The organism is Microbulbifer thermotolerans (assembly GCF_001617625.1).
Taxonomy (GTDB): Bacteria; Pseudomonadota; Gammaproteobacteria; order Pseudomonadales; family Cellvibrionaceae; genus Microbulbifer; species Microbulbifer thermotolerans.
On the sequence record NZ_CP014864.1, the window covers coordinates 3,430,189 to 3,444,073 of the forward strand.

The window sequence follows — 13,885 nt, forward strand, 5'->3', positions numbered from 1 at the left end:
GTACCGGCGAAATAGTAAACGGCCTCGGGGCACTTTTTGTGAGGTGTATCGCATTTCCACGCGAAATAGTTAGACAAGAACTCCGCAGTGGGTCCGGCCTGCCCCGGCCCCACAATCGCGGACACTTCAGCTCGCCAGGAAAAACCGGTAGGCGGGGTTGTCGGTCTCGTCCCAAAAGGGGAACTGCAACTGGTTCAGAAGCGCCATCAGCTGCCCGCGCTCCTCCGGCGCCACCTGCATTCCGGCCAGCACACGCCCGTAGGCGGCACCGTGGTTGCGGTAGTGGAAGAGCGTGATGTTCCAGCGCCCGGCCAGCTGTTCCAGGAACTTGCGCAGGGCACCGGGCCGCTCGGGAAATTCGAAGCGATAGACCACCTCGTCGGTCAACCCCGGGGCGCGGCCCCCTACCAAATGGCGAATATGCAATTTGGCCATCTCGTTTTCGGTCAGGTCTGACACTCGGTAGCCACTGGCCTGCAAGCGCTCCACCAGCTGGTGCCGATCGGTGTCGGTGGCCACCTGGAGGCCGACAAAGATATGCGCCTCACCGCTGTTGGCGTAGCGGTAATTGAATTCGGTAATGGCGCGGTCACCCAGGTCGCGGCAGAACTGCAAATAGCTACCGGGGCGCTCGGGAATCGTTACCGCCAGCACCGCCTCGCGCTTTTCACCGATCTCCGTGCGCTCACTGATATAGCGCAGGCGATCGAAATTGGTATTGGCGCCGCTGCACACCGTTGCCAGCGCGGCATTGCGGCTGCCGGTCTCCTCGGCGTACTTTTTCAGCCCCGCCAAACCCACGGCACCGGCGGGCTCGGCGATGGAGCGGGTATCCTCAAAGATATCCTTAATGGCCGCGCATATTTCGTCAGTGGTCACGGTAATGACACCGTCCACCGTCTCTCGCAGCACGCGAAAAGTTTCCTCGCCGATCTGCGCCACAGCGACACCGTCCGCAAACAGCCCTACCTGCGACAAGCGCACCCGCTGGCCCGCTTCCAGCGCCGCATTCAGGCAGGCGGCATCTTCCGGCTCCACTGCGTAGACTTTCACCTCGGGCCGCACATATTTGATGTAGGCAGCCATGCCGGCGGCCAGGCCACCGCCGCCTACGGGGATGAACACCGCATCCAGATTGCCCGGATGCTGGCGCAGCAATTCCATCGCCACAGTGCCCTGACCGGCAATGACATCTGGGTCATCATAAGGGTGCACAAAGGTCAGGCCCCGCTCCTCCACCAGGATTTTCGCGTGAGCCGCCGCTTCATCGAAGGTATCGCCGTACAGTACCACCTCGGCACCGCGCATGCGCACAGCGTTCACCTTGATCTGCGGTGTGGTTTTCGGCATTACGATGGTTGCCCGCACGCCGAGCTGCGCCGCGCCCAGTGCCAGCCCCTGGGCGTGGTTGCCGGCGGAAGCGGCGATAACACCGCGGGCGCGCTGCTCACCGGGCAGCTGCAACAGCTTGTTGTAGGCGCCGCGCACTTTGAAGGAGAACACCGGCTGCAGGTCCTCGCGCTTCAACAAGATGCGGTTGTTGAAGCGGTAGGACAGCTGGCGCATCTGCTCCAGAGGCGTCTCGGTGGCGACATCGTAAATACGCGCGTCTAAAATGCGCTTGATATAGGACTTGGGCATAGCGGCGGCAGTAGCGGAACATAATTTCTGTGCGCGGGCAGCTTTCAGTATGCACTTATTGCAAGGCTGGGATACGCGCTACACTGGCACGCAAGTCTAATCCTACGCCAACATATTTACCACCCAAAAGCCGTTTTTGCGCGAAATTTTCTCGCCGATACGGCGGCAGAAAACAAAAAATTGCACAGGAAACTTCCCACAGCATGACTCAGGACGAACTGAAGAAAGCCACGGCCCGCGCCGCCATCGACTACATCGCCCCCAAACTGGAGGCCGACGCCATCGTCGGCGTGGGCACCGGCTCCACAGCCAACTTTTTTATCGACTATCTGGCGGAAATCGCCGGCCGCTTCGACGGCACCGTGGCCAGCTCCGAGGCCTCCGCGGAACGCCTCAAGTCTCACGGTATTCCGGTCTACGATCTCAACAGTGTCGATGCAATCCAGTTCTATGTGGACGGCGCGGACGAGACCAACCCCGCCCTGCAACTGATCAAGGGCGGCGGTGCGGCGCTGACGCGGGAAAAAATCGTCGCCACCTGCGCCGACGAGTTCATCTGCATCGCCGACGAAAGCAAATGGGTGCCGGTGCTCGGCAACTTCCCGCTGCCGGTGGAGGTCATTCCCATGGCGCGCTCTCTGGTGGCCCGGGAGCTGGTCAAGCTCGGCGGAGATCCCGTCTACCGACAGGGCGTCACCACCGACAATGGCAATGTGATCCTCGATGTGCACAATCTGCAGATCACCGAGCCCAAGGCCCTGGAAGAGGCGATAAACAATATTACCGGCGTTGTCACCAACGGTATCTTCGCCCTGCGCCCCGCCGATAGGCTTCTGCTCGGCACCGCTTCCGGAGTCAAAACGTTTACCGCCGACTAAGTACCGCCATGGGAAAAAACAATAACAAACGCACCTCGTTACTTGTGCTGACTTTCCACGCACTACTGGCCGCGGGTTGTGCCACCAGCCCGCCCAGCAATCCCGACGATATCTGCTCCATCTTCCGCGAGAAGAAGAGCTGGTATCGCGAAGCCAAAGAGGCCGAGGAGAAGTGGAACTCTCCAGTGCCCACGATGATGGCGATCCTGTACCAGGAATCCCGCTTCGTGCACGACGCCCGGCCGCCGCGCACCAAGATTCTCGGTTTTATTCCCGGCCCCCGCCCCTCCGACGCCTACGGCTATCCGCAGGCGCTGAACTCAACCTGGCGCACCTACCAACGCGCCACCTTCAACTACGGCGCCGACCGGGACGACTTCGGCGATGCCATCGACTTCGTCGGCTGGTACAACAACACCAGTGCCCGCCAGTGCAGCATACGGCCCGACGACACTTACCACTTGTATCTCGCCTACCACGAAGGCCACGGCGGATTTAACCGGCGGACGTTTCGCAGCAAAGGCTGGCTCAAGTCGGTATCACACAAGGTCTCCGCCCGCGCGCAGACCTACCGGCGGCAGCTGGCCAGCTGCGAAAGCTCACTGAAAAGGCGCAGGAAGTTTCTCGGCCTGTTTTGACGACCGGAAAAATTCACAGGGTGGCGTGCATTCACACAACACGCCGCTCAAAACGTCTACGCTGAGCGGACAACCCCTCACTTTTGCAGCGCTGAAAGTCAGAAGTTGTAGCCCCGGTATTTGTCACAATCCGGACCGCCCCAATGCGACGCTGGATCCTCCTCCACCGAAGCGAAAGCGTCCCCCGATCTATCGAGGTGCTCGATGAAAACACTAGCCATTTGTCTCTCAATCCTCGCTCTGTTGCTGTCCCTGCCGCTGGCACAGGCGCAAACCGATACCGCTCAACCGGCTGCCCGGGAAGTTTCTTACAGCGAACCCAAGCTGCAGCAGTTTGCCAATGCCTATCGCGCCATCGTTGAGCTCAGTCGCGAGTACGCGCCCAAGCTCAAGGCCGCGGCGGATATCGAGGAAGCCGAGGCGATCAACCGGGAAGCCCAGGGAAAGATGATCGAAGCGATCAGAAGCGCGGGGCTGACCAAGGAGGAATATCAGCAGATAGCGGGCAGTCTCAAGTCTGACCCGGCACTGGTGGAGAAGGTCAACAAAATGCTGCAAAAAGATCAGCGATAGCGCAGAGGCCGCTGCCGGGCCAGCCCCCTCTGGTTCAATCGCGCAGGCGCTGCTGTCGCTTCGGCGGTCAGGCAGTGGCCATCTAATTCTTTGGGCTTCTTGCCAAGTCCCGAAGTACTTGTTTGCAAACGGGGAGGATGTATCGGGGTCCCCTAAGGCTGCGGCAGGCCCGACAGGGGAACCTCGAGTACCGTGCAAATTGCCTCCAGGTGCTGACGCACCCAGGCGCGGTCAAAGGAGCCCCAGTCCAGCAAACGGTAATAGCCGTCGTTGTTGCGCACCCCCTCCTGCACAAACTCCACCCGCACACCGTGGCCCGGTAGCCCCTTGGCAATGATGTCCTGCACCGTGCGCCGCGGCCAGCCGGTGACCGCTTCCAGAGCGGGGTTGTTGGGTTTGGGCATGGTTTCCATTAGGTAGGCGATCAACATCCGCCTGCACACGGTGTGATTCAGTTGCTGTTCTAGCGTCGATGTCATTGAACTCTTCTCTCTCCCGTTGCCCCCTTTTACCACAAGCCGCCGCGCCGCTCACCCCACGCCTCCAGATCTGACTGTCGCGGCAGCTTTGCACAGACTGCTGATTCCGCCGCATAATCCCGTATTCACACCAGCGGAAACAGACCGGCACAGATCGAGGCGCCACGATTTCCGCAATGGAGTCTTTCGATGACGGCACACAGACGGTAGAACGGGCCGCGCGCCGCCATTGGCGTGCGCGGGGATAAGCGCGCGATGCAAACCCCATGGCGCTCCGTTCAAGTGCCGAACTCCGGATACACAGAGGGCCGAGACAGTGCAAAGCGACAATCTGGAAACCGGCCAGGAACACAGAACAGTGGAGTTCCTCGACACAGATCCAGGCCTGCTCGCCGCCGCGGTGCGGGCCCAGCTGGCCGGTGCCCGCGCCGCGGGACTGGACTGCGACCAACTATTACTAGACAGCGGCATTGACCCCACACTATTGGACATTCCCGACAGCCGTGTCGGCCGTGAACAGGTGGCGAAGCTGCTGCGCCGCGAGTGGGACCTGCTCGGCGATGAGTCCGGCGGTTTCCTATCCCGCCCCTGGATACCCGGCACTTTCGCCATGATGGGCCACGCCTGCCTGAGTTGTCCCAACCTGCGCCGCGCACTGCTGCGCTCCAGCCGCTTTGTGTCCATGGTCAGTGACGACCTGCAAATCAAGCTGGTGGAAGACGGTGAGGAGGCGCGTTTGCTGATCCATCACGGCAATCTCAAGCAGCTGCCGAACCAGATCTTCGTGGAGTCACTGGCCGTCATCTGGCTGCGTTTTTTCAGCTGGCTGATCGACCGCACCATTCTTCTCGAGCGGGTACACCTCGCCTTCCCGCCCCCGGACTACAACGAAGATTACAGCGATATGTTTCCCTGCCGGCACTATTTTCACCAGCGCGAGACCTGCCTGGTATTTAGCACCCGCTACCTGCAAATGCCGCTGGTACGCGATGAACAACAGCTGGCCGAATTCCTCGCCCGCGCCCCCGAGTGCCTGCTGACCCAATACAAATCCGACAACAGTTACACCGGTCGTGTGCGCCGGATGCTCGCCGGTCAAAACGGTATTGAGAATCTCTCTCTGGATGATGTTGCCGCACGCCTGTACACCTCGCCACAGACACTGCGGAGACGCCTGAAGGAAGAGGGTAACAGTTGGCAGGACATCAAAGATTCGGTGCGACGGGACATCGCGGTCTACCAGCTGAAAAAGCACGAGACGGCGGTGGCGGAGATCGCGGAGCGCCTTGGCTTTTCCGAGCCGAGCGCCTTCAACCGCGCGTTCAAGAAGTGGACCGGCCTGGCGCCGGGGGCCTACCGGGAAAAATATCGGGGCTAGCGCCGTGGATCACAGCGTCCACTGATGCCTTTGGGGGGCTGTCGTTGCGACAGCCCGCTCCTCGCATTAAGTCTTCACTCAAAAGTCACCACCCGCACACTGATGCGGCGGTTCTGCTGCTTACCCTTTTCAGTGTCCTCGCCGGCAAGTGGCTTGGCCGACCCCATACCGGTGGCGGTAACCCGGTTGGCATCAATGCCCCGGGCCACCAGCATCTGCGTCACCACATCGGCTCGCTCCTGGGAGAGCTGCTGATTGGTGGCTTCGTCTCCCTCGCCGGATGTGTGCCCTTCAATGGCGATAGTCAGCCCCGGGTTTTCCCGCATAATGCTCACCAGCGCTTCCAAATCGGGCAGCGCCCGACTGGTCACCTGAGCACTGCCCTTGGCAAATTGAATATCCAGAGGAAACTCTCGGTTGGGATCGCGACCGGTACTGGCGAGATAAGCGCGGAAGCTGGCGGCGAAATCCATTGGCTGGCCGCTTGGCGGCACCGCTGTCGCATCCGGCGTCTCCTCGATCAATACCGACTCCTCGTCGAGTATTACTTCGCCGGGTTGATCGTCCATCTTCTCCCGCTTCGCACACATATTCAGCGCATAGAGGGCGGCCAGCGCAATCAACAGCGGCCAGAACCACTTGGCCATGCCAGCGCGTTTTTTTCCCGCAGAGTGTACCGCCTGTGCACGCGCCTCTTGCGGCTGCGCGTGACCGCGGGTCTCCAGTGCCTCTCCCAGCTCGTCGAAACTGCCCAAGTTCAACGCCTGCAGCAAGCCACTGGGCAACTTGCCCTTGATAAACTGCCGCTGTCCCGCCAGCAACGCGGCCATCCCGGAAATATCCAACCCTTTGCTTTTCTCCAGACGAGCGAGCAATGCCATCATCACCGGCGCTGCGATCTTCAACAGGCTGCCTCCCTTGCCGGAGGCGCCCAGTGCCGATGACATCAGGTCACTGACTTCATCCACCTTGCCACCGAACAGCCCCGCCAGCATATTGCCACCGCGCTTCTGCAGGCTTTCCATCTGCTCCGGATCACCGATGACACGAGTGATGGAGGAAAGATCCAACCCGGCGCTGTCCGTCACCATATTGAACAGACCGGCCATCCCCGTTTTGTTACTGCCCTTATTAAGCATGCCCGCAATCACAGTGGCCAATCCGGTCTCGACGGCGGACTCACCTTTCTCTTCCGGGATACCGAGCGCATTGCTCAAGGCGCCTACGCCATCGCCTCCCATATGGTCTAGCGCCATTTTCAGTAAATTGTCCGCCATAACAAAACCTTAAATACCACTGCACATCTCCACTGAGTGTATGGCAGTCAAACCGGCAGATTAGTTTGTTTCCGAATAAATGGCGGCGGGTTAAATTCGCTGTATTTATGGTCCAGCACTGTCACTGGATCCATCATCCACATCGCTCCCATCATTGCACCCCCCGCTGGTACAACTATGTTTATAGCCTCACAACCACAAGGCGCCCGTCAATGCTTCCATCGGATTGCAGTGTCCGCTCACCACGGGGCACTAGCAAGCACCTCGATATCGTCCAATAAAAACACAGGAGAGCAACCATGATTCCCAGAACGGTCTTCAACGAAGAGCACGAACAGTTCCGCGATACGGTACGTAAATTTCTGGAGAAAGAAGCCCTACCCTTCCACGCCCAGTGGGAAAAGGACGGTCAGGTGGATCGGGGCCTGTGGAAAAAAGCCGGAGAAATAGGCTTCCTTTGCCCTCAGGTACCGGAAGAGTATGGTGGCCTGAACCTGGATTTTGGTTACAACGCCGTTATCGATGAAGAAATATCCCGCTTCAATCTTACCGGCATCGGTTGGGGCCTGCATTCCGATATCGCCGTTCCCTACATTATCAACTACGGCAGTGAGGCACAGAAGCGCAAATATCTGCCCCAATGCATCAGCGGCGACATGGTTACCGCCATCGCAATGACCGAACCGGGTGCCGGCTCCGATTTGCAGGGCGTGCGCACCACCGCGATCAAAAACGGCGACCATTATGTACTGAACGGCTCCAAAACCTTTATCACCAACGGCCAGCACGCCAACTTGGTGATAGTGGTTGCCAAAACCAATCCGGGCGAAGGCGCCTCCGGTGTCAGCCTGTTGCTGGTGGAGGCGGACAGTCCGGGATTCAAAAAGGGCACCAACCTGGAAAAAGTTGGCATGAAGGCCCAAGACACTTCCGAATTATTTTTTGACGATGTCAAAGTGCCGGCGGAAAACCTGCTGGGCGCCGAGGGGCAGGGCTTTATCTACCTAATGCAAGAACTGCCCCAAGAGCGCCTCAGCGTCGCCATCGGTGCGACCGCCAACGCCGAAGCCGCCCTTTCGTGGACCGTCGACTATGTGCGCGAACGCAAGGCCTTCGGTAAGCCCGTCTCCGCCTTCCAGAACACCCAGTTTAAACTGGCGGAGCTCGCCGCTGAACTTGCAGCGATGCGCGTCTTTGTCGACCGCTGCCTGGAACTACACTATGCGCATAAGCTCGACGTCGCCACCGCAGCCAAGGCCAAACTGCTCGCCACCGACTTTCAGTGCAAGCTGCTGGACGAGTGTGTGCAATTGCACGGCGGCTACGGCTACATGTGGGAATATCCCATTGCCCGCGCCTGGGCAGACGCGCGCGTGCAACGCATTTACGCTGGAACCAACGAGATCATGAAATTAATCATTTCAAGGGAACTTTTACAGTAAACCGGGAGCAGGCATTGATGGCTCGAAAACTTCTGGTGAATCCGCCACCTGACGGCAAAGGCTTTTCACGCCCAGATGAGCACCCCAACCCGCTGTCTGAGCGCTTGGGGTTCAACGACAAGGAGATACACCGTAATGGCCGGCAGTGAAATCTGTGAAGTCAAACGCATCTTCACCTCCAGGATCAAAGTGCTCGAGCACATTCTTTCCGTAGGAGAGGCGCATTTTTCCGACATGAGGGCGATTATGCACGAGCGCCTCGCGGAGGATATGTTCCCATTCGGTGCCCAGATCGCACTTGCCTGCAACCAACCCCGCGGCTTTGCCCAGTGGTGCGCGGGCGATCCCATAGAAAATCTCAATACCGATGTGGACTCGCCGGATAAAGCCCGCGCACTGATTACACAAACCTGCGATCTTGTTGCCAGTATTACCGCGGACGATAGCCGCCTCGACGATATCAAGTGCATCAATCTGGGGCCTGACACTTACTGTGAATTACCGGCCCACCGGTATGTAAACGACTTCCTAATTCCCAATCTGTACTTTCACATCACCGTGGCCTACGCGATTCTGCGCAAGCTCGGTGCACCCATTGGCAGGGCGGATTTTACATTCCATCTAAGCCCCTATGTCACGATGAAAGAAACCTGAACAGGCTTACTTCCATACTCACGATCGGGCGCGGAATATTTCACACTCTCTGAATTCCTCGCGATAGCTGATTACAGAACCTCAGGCAATGGAGCGGACATTAAGAAATCGCGCGAGTCTTTCTTCACAACGCCCGCCTTTATTTCCGGTGGGCGCATCTTCGACCCCATTAGCATCATGGCTCATATAGCGCAAAGTTTCTTTACCACCAGGAAGCGAATAAATCGGATATCCCCTAATATTAAGTGTGACTTCATCAGTACAAGCTCACCGGAATTCAACATACTACTAACTTACGAGCAGAGCCTATGTGTACTAGAGCGCTATGGCTAAACAGCGGCCAAGGTGTCATCGCGGGACGTAATATGGATTGGGCACAGAGCCTCGATACCAATCTCTGGGTCATCCCTGCAGGCATCGAACGGAAGGGAATCGACAACGATAAGAATCCGTTAAAGTGGAAGTCGAAGTATGCCAGCCTGGTCGCCACCGCCTATGATCTCGCCACTGTGGATGGCATCAATGCAAATGGTTTGGCTGCACACCTTCTTTGGCTGGCCGAGTCTGACTACGGAACCCGAGACCCCGCTATGCCCGGCCTGTCGGTATCTATGTGGGCGCAGTTTTACCTCGATCAATTTTCCAGTGTAGAAGAATGCGTAAATTTCTCTCATGCGAACCAGATTCAGATCTGCCCACAAAATGACCCCGTATCCGGCCGTTGGTCCACTGTACACCTGGCCCTCAGTGATGCTTCGGGAAATTCCGCAGTGATCGAATACATTGACGGAAAAGCCCATATCCACCACGGTCGGCAATACACTGTAATGACCAATTCGCCCCCATTCGACGAACAGCTAAAACATCTCTCCCAATACCAGGGTTTCGGCGGCCAACTCCCACTACCGGGAACCACAGATGCCGCCGACCGCTTCGTACGGGCAAGCTATTACCTGTCCAAATTGCCTCCGCTAGATTCACCAAAAATCGCCTATGCCGCACTGCTGAGCGTTATGCGCAATGCCGCCCAGCCTTTTGGTACCGCTGATCCGGCGCGACCCAATATTTCAATGACAATATGGCGGACACTCATCGACCTTCAGCGACGGATATACGCGTTTGAATCTTCATTTAGCCCGGATATCGTCTGGATTCACCTGGACAGGGTTAACTTACATCAGTGTCAAAAACTTGATCTCTCTCAAGACAGTTTAGTTGGTGATGTCAGCGGTAGGTTTGTCGCAGCGGAACCATTTCAATTTCTATCTGCTTGACAGCCGCCCCTTGCACAGGGAGCTACGGAACATCTAGATTGCTGAAGAGGTGTACTGCTATTGACAGTCGGTCTATTCAGGTATTATCTAGCCAGGCTATCTAATCCATCATCTGTCTTAGCGACGCCTCTATCTGCCCTCCGCAATAAGTATTTCCCAGTGTACTTCTCTGCTTGTCTAGAAAGGCCTTTATCGACTTGCGCGACTCCACACGCTGGCAGAGGCCGGCGACCTGTGGAGCATGCGTCCGCAGGTCGCGGCCCAATGTGGGGAAGGCGTGTGTCAGCGTGCCAAAAAGTGCGGTGACGGCAATATCCGCCACAGAAATGGTATCGCCGAGCAGAAAACCGCTGTCACCTTTTAGGCCGTGCTTCGATCCGGTTTTTTCGAAGATCTGCATCCAATCCGCCAGTCGGGAGCTGCGGAACTGTTTCCAACTTTCCCTATCCCACATTGTCATGCCGTAGAAATTGGTAATTTCCATCAGCACATCGTTACAGTCGAGAATGCTTTTAAGGGCCAAGGTATGCGTTTCCGCCTTTTGAGGCAGATAGTCGTACTCCCTGGCCAAGTGCATCAGTATCGCCGGCATTTGGGCGTAATAGGTTTTACTTTTACACTCGTACAGATAGGGCGGGGCCATGCCGGGATTTCTGATTGTTAAGCGCTGCTTGGGATATAAGTCCCCAGCTTCACACCTTTCGTACCTGGCTCCCACTTCCTCAAGGAAGAGCTGAATAAAGTTACCCCGAAAGGGCAGATCCCAATAATACAGCTTATAGTCCAACATTTTCTGCCTCCCGATTGCAGCCTTTGTCGCTGATTATTCGTGATGGTCTGCCATCCCCTCCGCCCTGGTCTTGTGAATGGTTCCATCCTTGTGTTCCGGCGGACTGTAAATAGTGTAGAGTTTCAAATCCCGGCTCGCGGAAGTATTGATTATGTTGTGCCGCACACCCGCCGGTATCACCACTGCGTCGTCGGCCTTGATGCTGTGCTCCCTGCCATTGAGAATCAATTTCGCTTCGCCCGCCTCAAAACGAATGAACTGGTCGATGTGATCGTGGACTTCTTCCCCTATTTCCTCGCCCGGCTTCAGGGACATCACCACAAGCTGGCTGCGGGGGCCTGTGAACAGTACTTCCCGAAAGTTGGAGTTCGATACGGTCCGCTCTTCGATATTGACGAGATAGCCTTCTTTACCTTTGATTTCCTCCGCACTCGGACTTGTTGACACAGTCATCGCGACCAGAGGAAGCAGGAACCAGTTGCAAAGCCTCACATTAACCTCCCATCTATTCCGCGAATTCAATCGAGCATCGGTCGGCCGGAAAAAGCTGAATACCGGGGCATCCAACCGCTACAAAAAGCAACTATAGCTTCCGGGACTCCACATCCGGATAACAGCACCCACGGGTCAAAGTGCGCTCTTTCGAATCATAGACATGCGGCTTCGCCTCCCCAGCCCGTCACGGCGCAAGAGCCATTTTTTTCAAAATTACATCCCTTGGCGCATCAAAATTTCACAACGGGCGGCCACCGCCAGTGCAACAGTGGAAAACCATCGGCCAATCCGGTACATTCGCGCTCATTTTTTAACCGCTGACAACTCATTTACTCGCTGCCTGTACGGGGCCCTCATGACCGAAAACTCGCCTTCCACTACCGCCACCACCGTAGAAGTTCGGTACCCTCCACTGTTGGAGCGACTGTTTAAGCTTTCGCAGCGCGATACCACTGTACGCCGGGAATTGATCGCCGGAGTAACCACCTTCCTGGCCATGGCCTACATCATCTTCGTCAACCCGAACGTGATGGCCGCCGCGGGCATGGATAAGGGCGCAGTGTTCACGGCAACCTGTCTGTCGGCGGCTGCCGGTTGTCTGATTATGGGGCTCTACGCCAATTACCCTTTCGCATTGGCGCCGGGAATGGGGCTGAATGCCTTTTTCAGCTATGTGGTCGTCGGAGAAATGGGTTACAGCTGGCAGATTGCCCTGGGGGCGGTGTTTATCTCCGGAATGCTGTTTTTACTGCTCAGTATTTTCCGCGTGCGCGAGTGGATTATCGACAGTATTCCCCTATCACTGCGCCAGGCGCTGGGCGCGGGCGTGGGCCTGTTCCTTGCGATCATAGCGCTGAAGAGTGCGGGAATTGTGACCGCCAGTCCGGCCACACTGGTAACCCTCGGCGACCTCACATCCAGCGACGCGGTCCTCGCCGCATCAGGCTTTTTCCTAATCGCGGCACTGGCTTTCCGGCAGGTGCTGGGCGCGGTGATGATCGGCATTCTCGCCGTCACCGCAATCGCGCTGCTGATGGGCAAAGTGTCGTACAGCGGTCTCGTCTCCGCGCCGCCGAACCTGGCCCCCACACTTCTGCAGCTGGATATTGCCGGCGCTTTTGAAGTGGGTATGGTCAGCGTGATCTTCGCCTTTCTGTTCGTGGACCTGTTCGACACCGCCGGTACCCTGCTCAGCACCGCGGACCGCGCGAAACTGCTGGACAAAAACGGCAAACTGTCCGGTATGGGCAAAGCGCTGATGGCCGACAGCTCGGCATCCGCGCTCGGTTCTCTACTAGGGTCCTCGACCACCACTACCTACGTGGAGAGTACGGCGGGTGTCGCCGCCGGTGGCCGCACCGGCTTGACCGCAGTAACATGCGCCGGACTCTTCCTGCTGGCGCTGTTCTTCTCGCCACTGGTGAGTATGATTCCCGCCTGCGCCACTGCCGGCGCATTGCTCTATGTGGCAGTGCTGATGACTTCCGGGCTTTCATCCATCGACTGGGATGACATTACCGAAGCCGCTCCGGCAGTAATCGCGGCGGTTATGATGCCGCTTTCCTTTTCCATCGCCAACGGCATTGCGCTCGGCTTTATCTCGTATGCAGTAATCAAAACACTGAGCGGGCGCCGCCGGGATGTCAGCGTCAGCGTGTATCTGCTGGCCGCCATGTTCGCCGCCAAGTTTGTTTTCTTCTAGAGGTACATTCGTGAAAAAACACTTTATCAGTGCACAGCAGCTTCTAACCGACTCCTATGCGCTTGCAGAGAAAGTTTTTCAAAGCGGTTTCCGCCCCAACTATATCGTCGGTGTCTGGCGGGGCGGCGCACCGGTGGGTATCGCGGTGCAGGAATTACTACATGTAATGGGCGTTGACGCCGACCATATCGCGATTCGCACCTCCTCATACACGGGTATCGGCGAGCGCGACAAACACGTGCGCGTACACGGCCTGACATATCTGATTAAACGCCTGGAATCCCACGACAGTCTACTGATCGTCGATGACGTGCACGACTCCGGCCTCAGTATCGACCAAACAATCAAGGATCTGCGCGCGGCCTGCAAAAAAAACACACCGGAGATCCGTGTGGCGACGCCCTACTATAAACCCGCCAACAACAAAACCGATCGCGAACCGGATTATTTCATCCACATAACGGATAAGTGGCTGGTATTTCCGCACGAGATCGACGGCCTGTCGCGCGAAGAAATCCTCGAACACAAGCCCGAGCTTGAACCCTATCTGGACCGAATTGCGACCGCGGTCTGACCTCCTGCCACGCTGGGGGCAATTTAGATTGCCCCCGAATAACAACACTCACCCACTAGCCCCGCCTCCACTTTAAGCCTCCTCATTAAC

The 13,885-nt window shown here is 57.4% G+C and carries 15 protein-coding genes; 10 read left to right on the forward strand and 5 right to left on the reverse strand.

Annotated elements, in window-relative coordinates:
- Positions 1 to 126: 126 nt before the first annotated feature.
- Complete coding sequence (gene ilvA, locus A3224_RS14160; RefSeq protein WP_067155988.1) at positions 127 to 1,641, reverse strand: threonine ammonia-lyase, biosynthetic; 1,515 nt, start codon at positions 1,639 to 1,641, stop codon at positions 127 to 129.
- 203 nt (positions 1,642 to 1,844) lie between these two features.
- Between ilvA and rpiA the strand changes: the two genes are divergently transcribed.
- From rpiA to A3224_RS14175, 3 genes are all read left to right on the forward strand, one after another.
- Positions 1,845 to 2,519: a ribose-5-phosphate isomerase RpiA gene (gene rpiA, locus A3224_RS14165; protein ID WP_067155991.1), complete on the forward strand. Its 675-nt coding sequence runs from the start codon at positions 1,845 to 1,847 to the stop codon at positions 2,517 to 2,519.
- 8 nt (positions 2,520 to 2,527) lie between these two features.
- Positions 2,528 to 3,157, forward strand: coding sequence for a transglycosylase SLT domain-containing protein (locus tag A3224_RS14170; protein WP_067155994.1), 630 nt, complete (start codon positions 2,528 to 2,530; stop codon positions 3,155 to 3,157).
- Between the two features lie 204 nt (positions 3,158 to 3,361).
- Positions 3,362 to 3,730: a DUF4168 domain-containing protein gene (locus tag A3224_RS14175; protein ID WP_067155996.1), complete on the forward strand. Its 369-nt coding sequence runs from the start codon at positions 3,362 to 3,364 to the stop codon at positions 3,728 to 3,730.
- 152 nt (positions 3,731 to 3,882) lie between these two features.
- Here the strand turns inward: A3224_RS14175 and A3224_RS14180 are convergent, their stop codons facing one another.
- The gene (locus A3224_RS14180; protein ID WP_067155999.1) at positions 3,883 to 4,209 is read right to left on the reverse strand and encodes a helix-turn-helix domain-containing protein; all 327 of its coding nucleotides are present in this window, start codon (positions 4,207 to 4,209) and stop codon (positions 3,883 to 3,885) included.
- Positions 4,210 to 4,525: 316 nt separating this feature from the next.
- Here A3224_RS14180 and A3224_RS14185 point away from each other — a divergent pair, with 316 nt between their 5' ends.
- On the forward strand, positions 4,526 to 5,587 hold the full coding sequence (locus tag A3224_RS14185) for an AraC family transcriptional regulator (RefSeq protein ID WP_067156002.1): 1,062 nt from the start codon (positions 4,526 to 4,528) through the stop codon (positions 5,585 to 5,587).
- A gap of 74 nt (positions 5,588 to 5,661) precedes the next feature.
- On the opposite strand, the gene A3224_RS14190 is transcribed toward A3224_RS14185, so the two are convergent.
- Entirely contained in the window at positions 5,662 to 6,864 is a 1,203-nt protein-coding gene (locus A3224_RS14190) for an OmpA family protein (RefSeq protein WP_067156005.1), read from the reverse strand.
- 299 nt (positions 6,865 to 7,163) lie between these two features.
- Between A3224_RS14190 and A3224_RS14195 the strand changes: the two genes are divergently transcribed.
- The 4 genes from A3224_RS14195 (at position 7,164) to A3224_RS14205 (ending at position 10,234) form a co-directional block, all read left to right on the forward strand.
- A complete protein-coding gene (locus A3224_RS14195; RefSeq protein ID WP_067156009.1) occupies positions 7,164 to 8,306 on the forward strand; it encodes an acyl-CoA dehydrogenase family protein in 1,143 nt (380 codons plus the stop codon).
- A gap of 17 nt (positions 8,307 to 8,323) precedes the next feature.
- Positions 8,324 to 8,455 (forward strand): hypothetical protein, encoded by a 132-nt coding sequence (locus tag A3224_RS17445; protein WP_269454575.1) that lies wholly within the window; start codon positions 8,324 to 8,326, stop codon positions 8,453 to 8,455.
- The gene (locus A3224_RS14200) at positions 8,442 to 8,960 is read left to right on the forward strand and encodes a DUF1993 family protein (RefSeq protein WP_067156014.1); all 519 of its coding nucleotides are present in this window, start codon (positions 8,442 to 8,444) and stop codon (positions 8,958 to 8,960) included. The genes A3224_RS17445 and A3224_RS14200 overlap by 14 nt, the downstream gene beginning before the upstream one ends.
- 365 nt (positions 8,961 to 9,325) lie before the next feature.
- Positions 9,326 to 10,234 carry a linear amide C-N hydrolase gene (locus tag A3224_RS14205; RefSeq protein WP_231902402.1) on the forward strand — a complete coding sequence of 303 codons (909 nt, stop codon included), beginning with the start codon at positions 9,326 to 9,328 and terminating at the stop codon, positions 10,232 to 10,234.
- 100 nt (positions 10,235 to 10,334) lie between these two features.
- On the opposite strand, the gene A3224_RS14210 is transcribed toward A3224_RS14205, so the two are convergent.
- Together A3224_RS14210 and A3224_RS14215 are read right to left on the reverse strand one after the other, a co-directional pair.
- Complete coding sequence (locus A3224_RS14210) at positions 10,335 to 11,024, reverse strand: glutathione S-transferase (protein WP_067156019.1); 690 nt, start codon at positions 11,022 to 11,024, stop codon at positions 10,335 to 10,337.
- A gap of 33 nt (positions 11,025 to 11,057) precedes the next feature.
- Entirely contained in the window at positions 11,058 to 11,471 is a 414-nt protein-coding gene (locus tag A3224_RS14215) for a cupin domain-containing protein (RefSeq protein WP_197463000.1), read from the reverse strand.
- A 403-nt stretch (positions 11,472 to 11,874) separates the two neighbouring features.
- On the opposite strand from A3224_RS14215, the gene A3224_RS14220 reads away from it, so the two are divergent.
- Positions 11,875 to 13,221: an NCS2 family permease gene (locus A3224_RS14220; protein ID WP_197463001.1), complete on the forward strand. Its 1,347-nt coding sequence runs from the start codon at positions 11,875 to 11,877 to the stop codon at positions 13,219 to 13,221.
- Positions 13,222 to 13,231: 10 nt separating this feature from the next.
- Positions 13,232 to 13,795 carry a phosphoribosyltransferase gene (locus A3224_RS14225; protein ID WP_067156025.1) on the forward strand — a complete coding sequence of 188 codons (564 nt, stop codon included), beginning with the start codon at positions 13,232 to 13,234 and terminating at the stop codon, positions 13,793 to 13,795.
- Positions 13,796 to 13,885: the final 90 nt, after the last annotated feature.

Excerpts from the sequence above, each read along its gene's own strand:
- ilvA (WP_067155988.1), bottom strand. The coding sequence starts at position 1,641 with ATGCCCAAGTCCTATATCAAGCGCATTTTAGACGCGCGTATTTACGAT.
- rpiA (WP_067155991.1), top strand. The coding sequence starts at position 1,845 with ATGACTCAGGACGAACTGAAGAAAGCCACGGCCCGCGCCGCCATCGAC.
- A3224_RS14170 (WP_067155994.1), top strand. The coding sequence starts at position 2,528 with ATGGGAAAAAACAATAACAAACGCACCTCGTTACTTGTGCTGACTTTC.
- A3224_RS14175 (WP_067155996.1), top strand. The coding sequence starts at position 3,362 with ATGAAAACACTAGCCATTTGTCTCTCAATCCTCGCTCTGTTGCTGTCC.
- A3224_RS14180 (WP_067155999.1), bottom strand. The coding sequence starts at position 4,209 with ATGACATCGACGCTAGAACAGCAACTGAATCACACCGTGTGCAGGCGG.
- A3224_RS14190 (WP_067156005.1), bottom strand. The coding sequence starts at position 6,864 with ATGGCGGACAATTTACTGAAAATGGCGCTAGACCATATGGGAGGCGAT.
- A3224_RS14195 (WP_067156009.1), top strand. The coding sequence starts at position 7,164 with ATGATTCCCAGAACGGTCTTCAACGAAGAGCACGAACAGTTCCGCGAT.
- A3224_RS17445 (WP_269454575.1), top strand. The coding sequence starts at position 8,324 with ATGGCTCGAAAACTTCTGGTGAATCCGCCACCTGACGGCAAAGGCTTT.
- A3224_RS14200 (WP_067156014.1), top strand. The coding sequence starts at position 8,442 with ATGGCCGGCAGTGAAATCTGTGAAGTCAAACGCATCTTCACCTCCAGG.
- A3224_RS14205 (WP_231902402.1), top strand. The coding sequence starts at position 9,326 with ATGGATTGGGCACAGAGCCTCGATACCAATCTCTGGGTCATCCCTGCA.
- A3224_RS14210 (WP_067156019.1), bottom strand. The coding sequence starts at position 11,024 with ATGTTGGACTATAAGCTGTATTATTGGGATCTGCCCTTTCGGGGTAAC.
- A3224_RS14220 (WP_197463001.1), top strand. The coding sequence starts at position 11,875 with ATGACCGAAAACTCGCCTTCCACTACCGCCACCACCGTAGAAGTTCGG.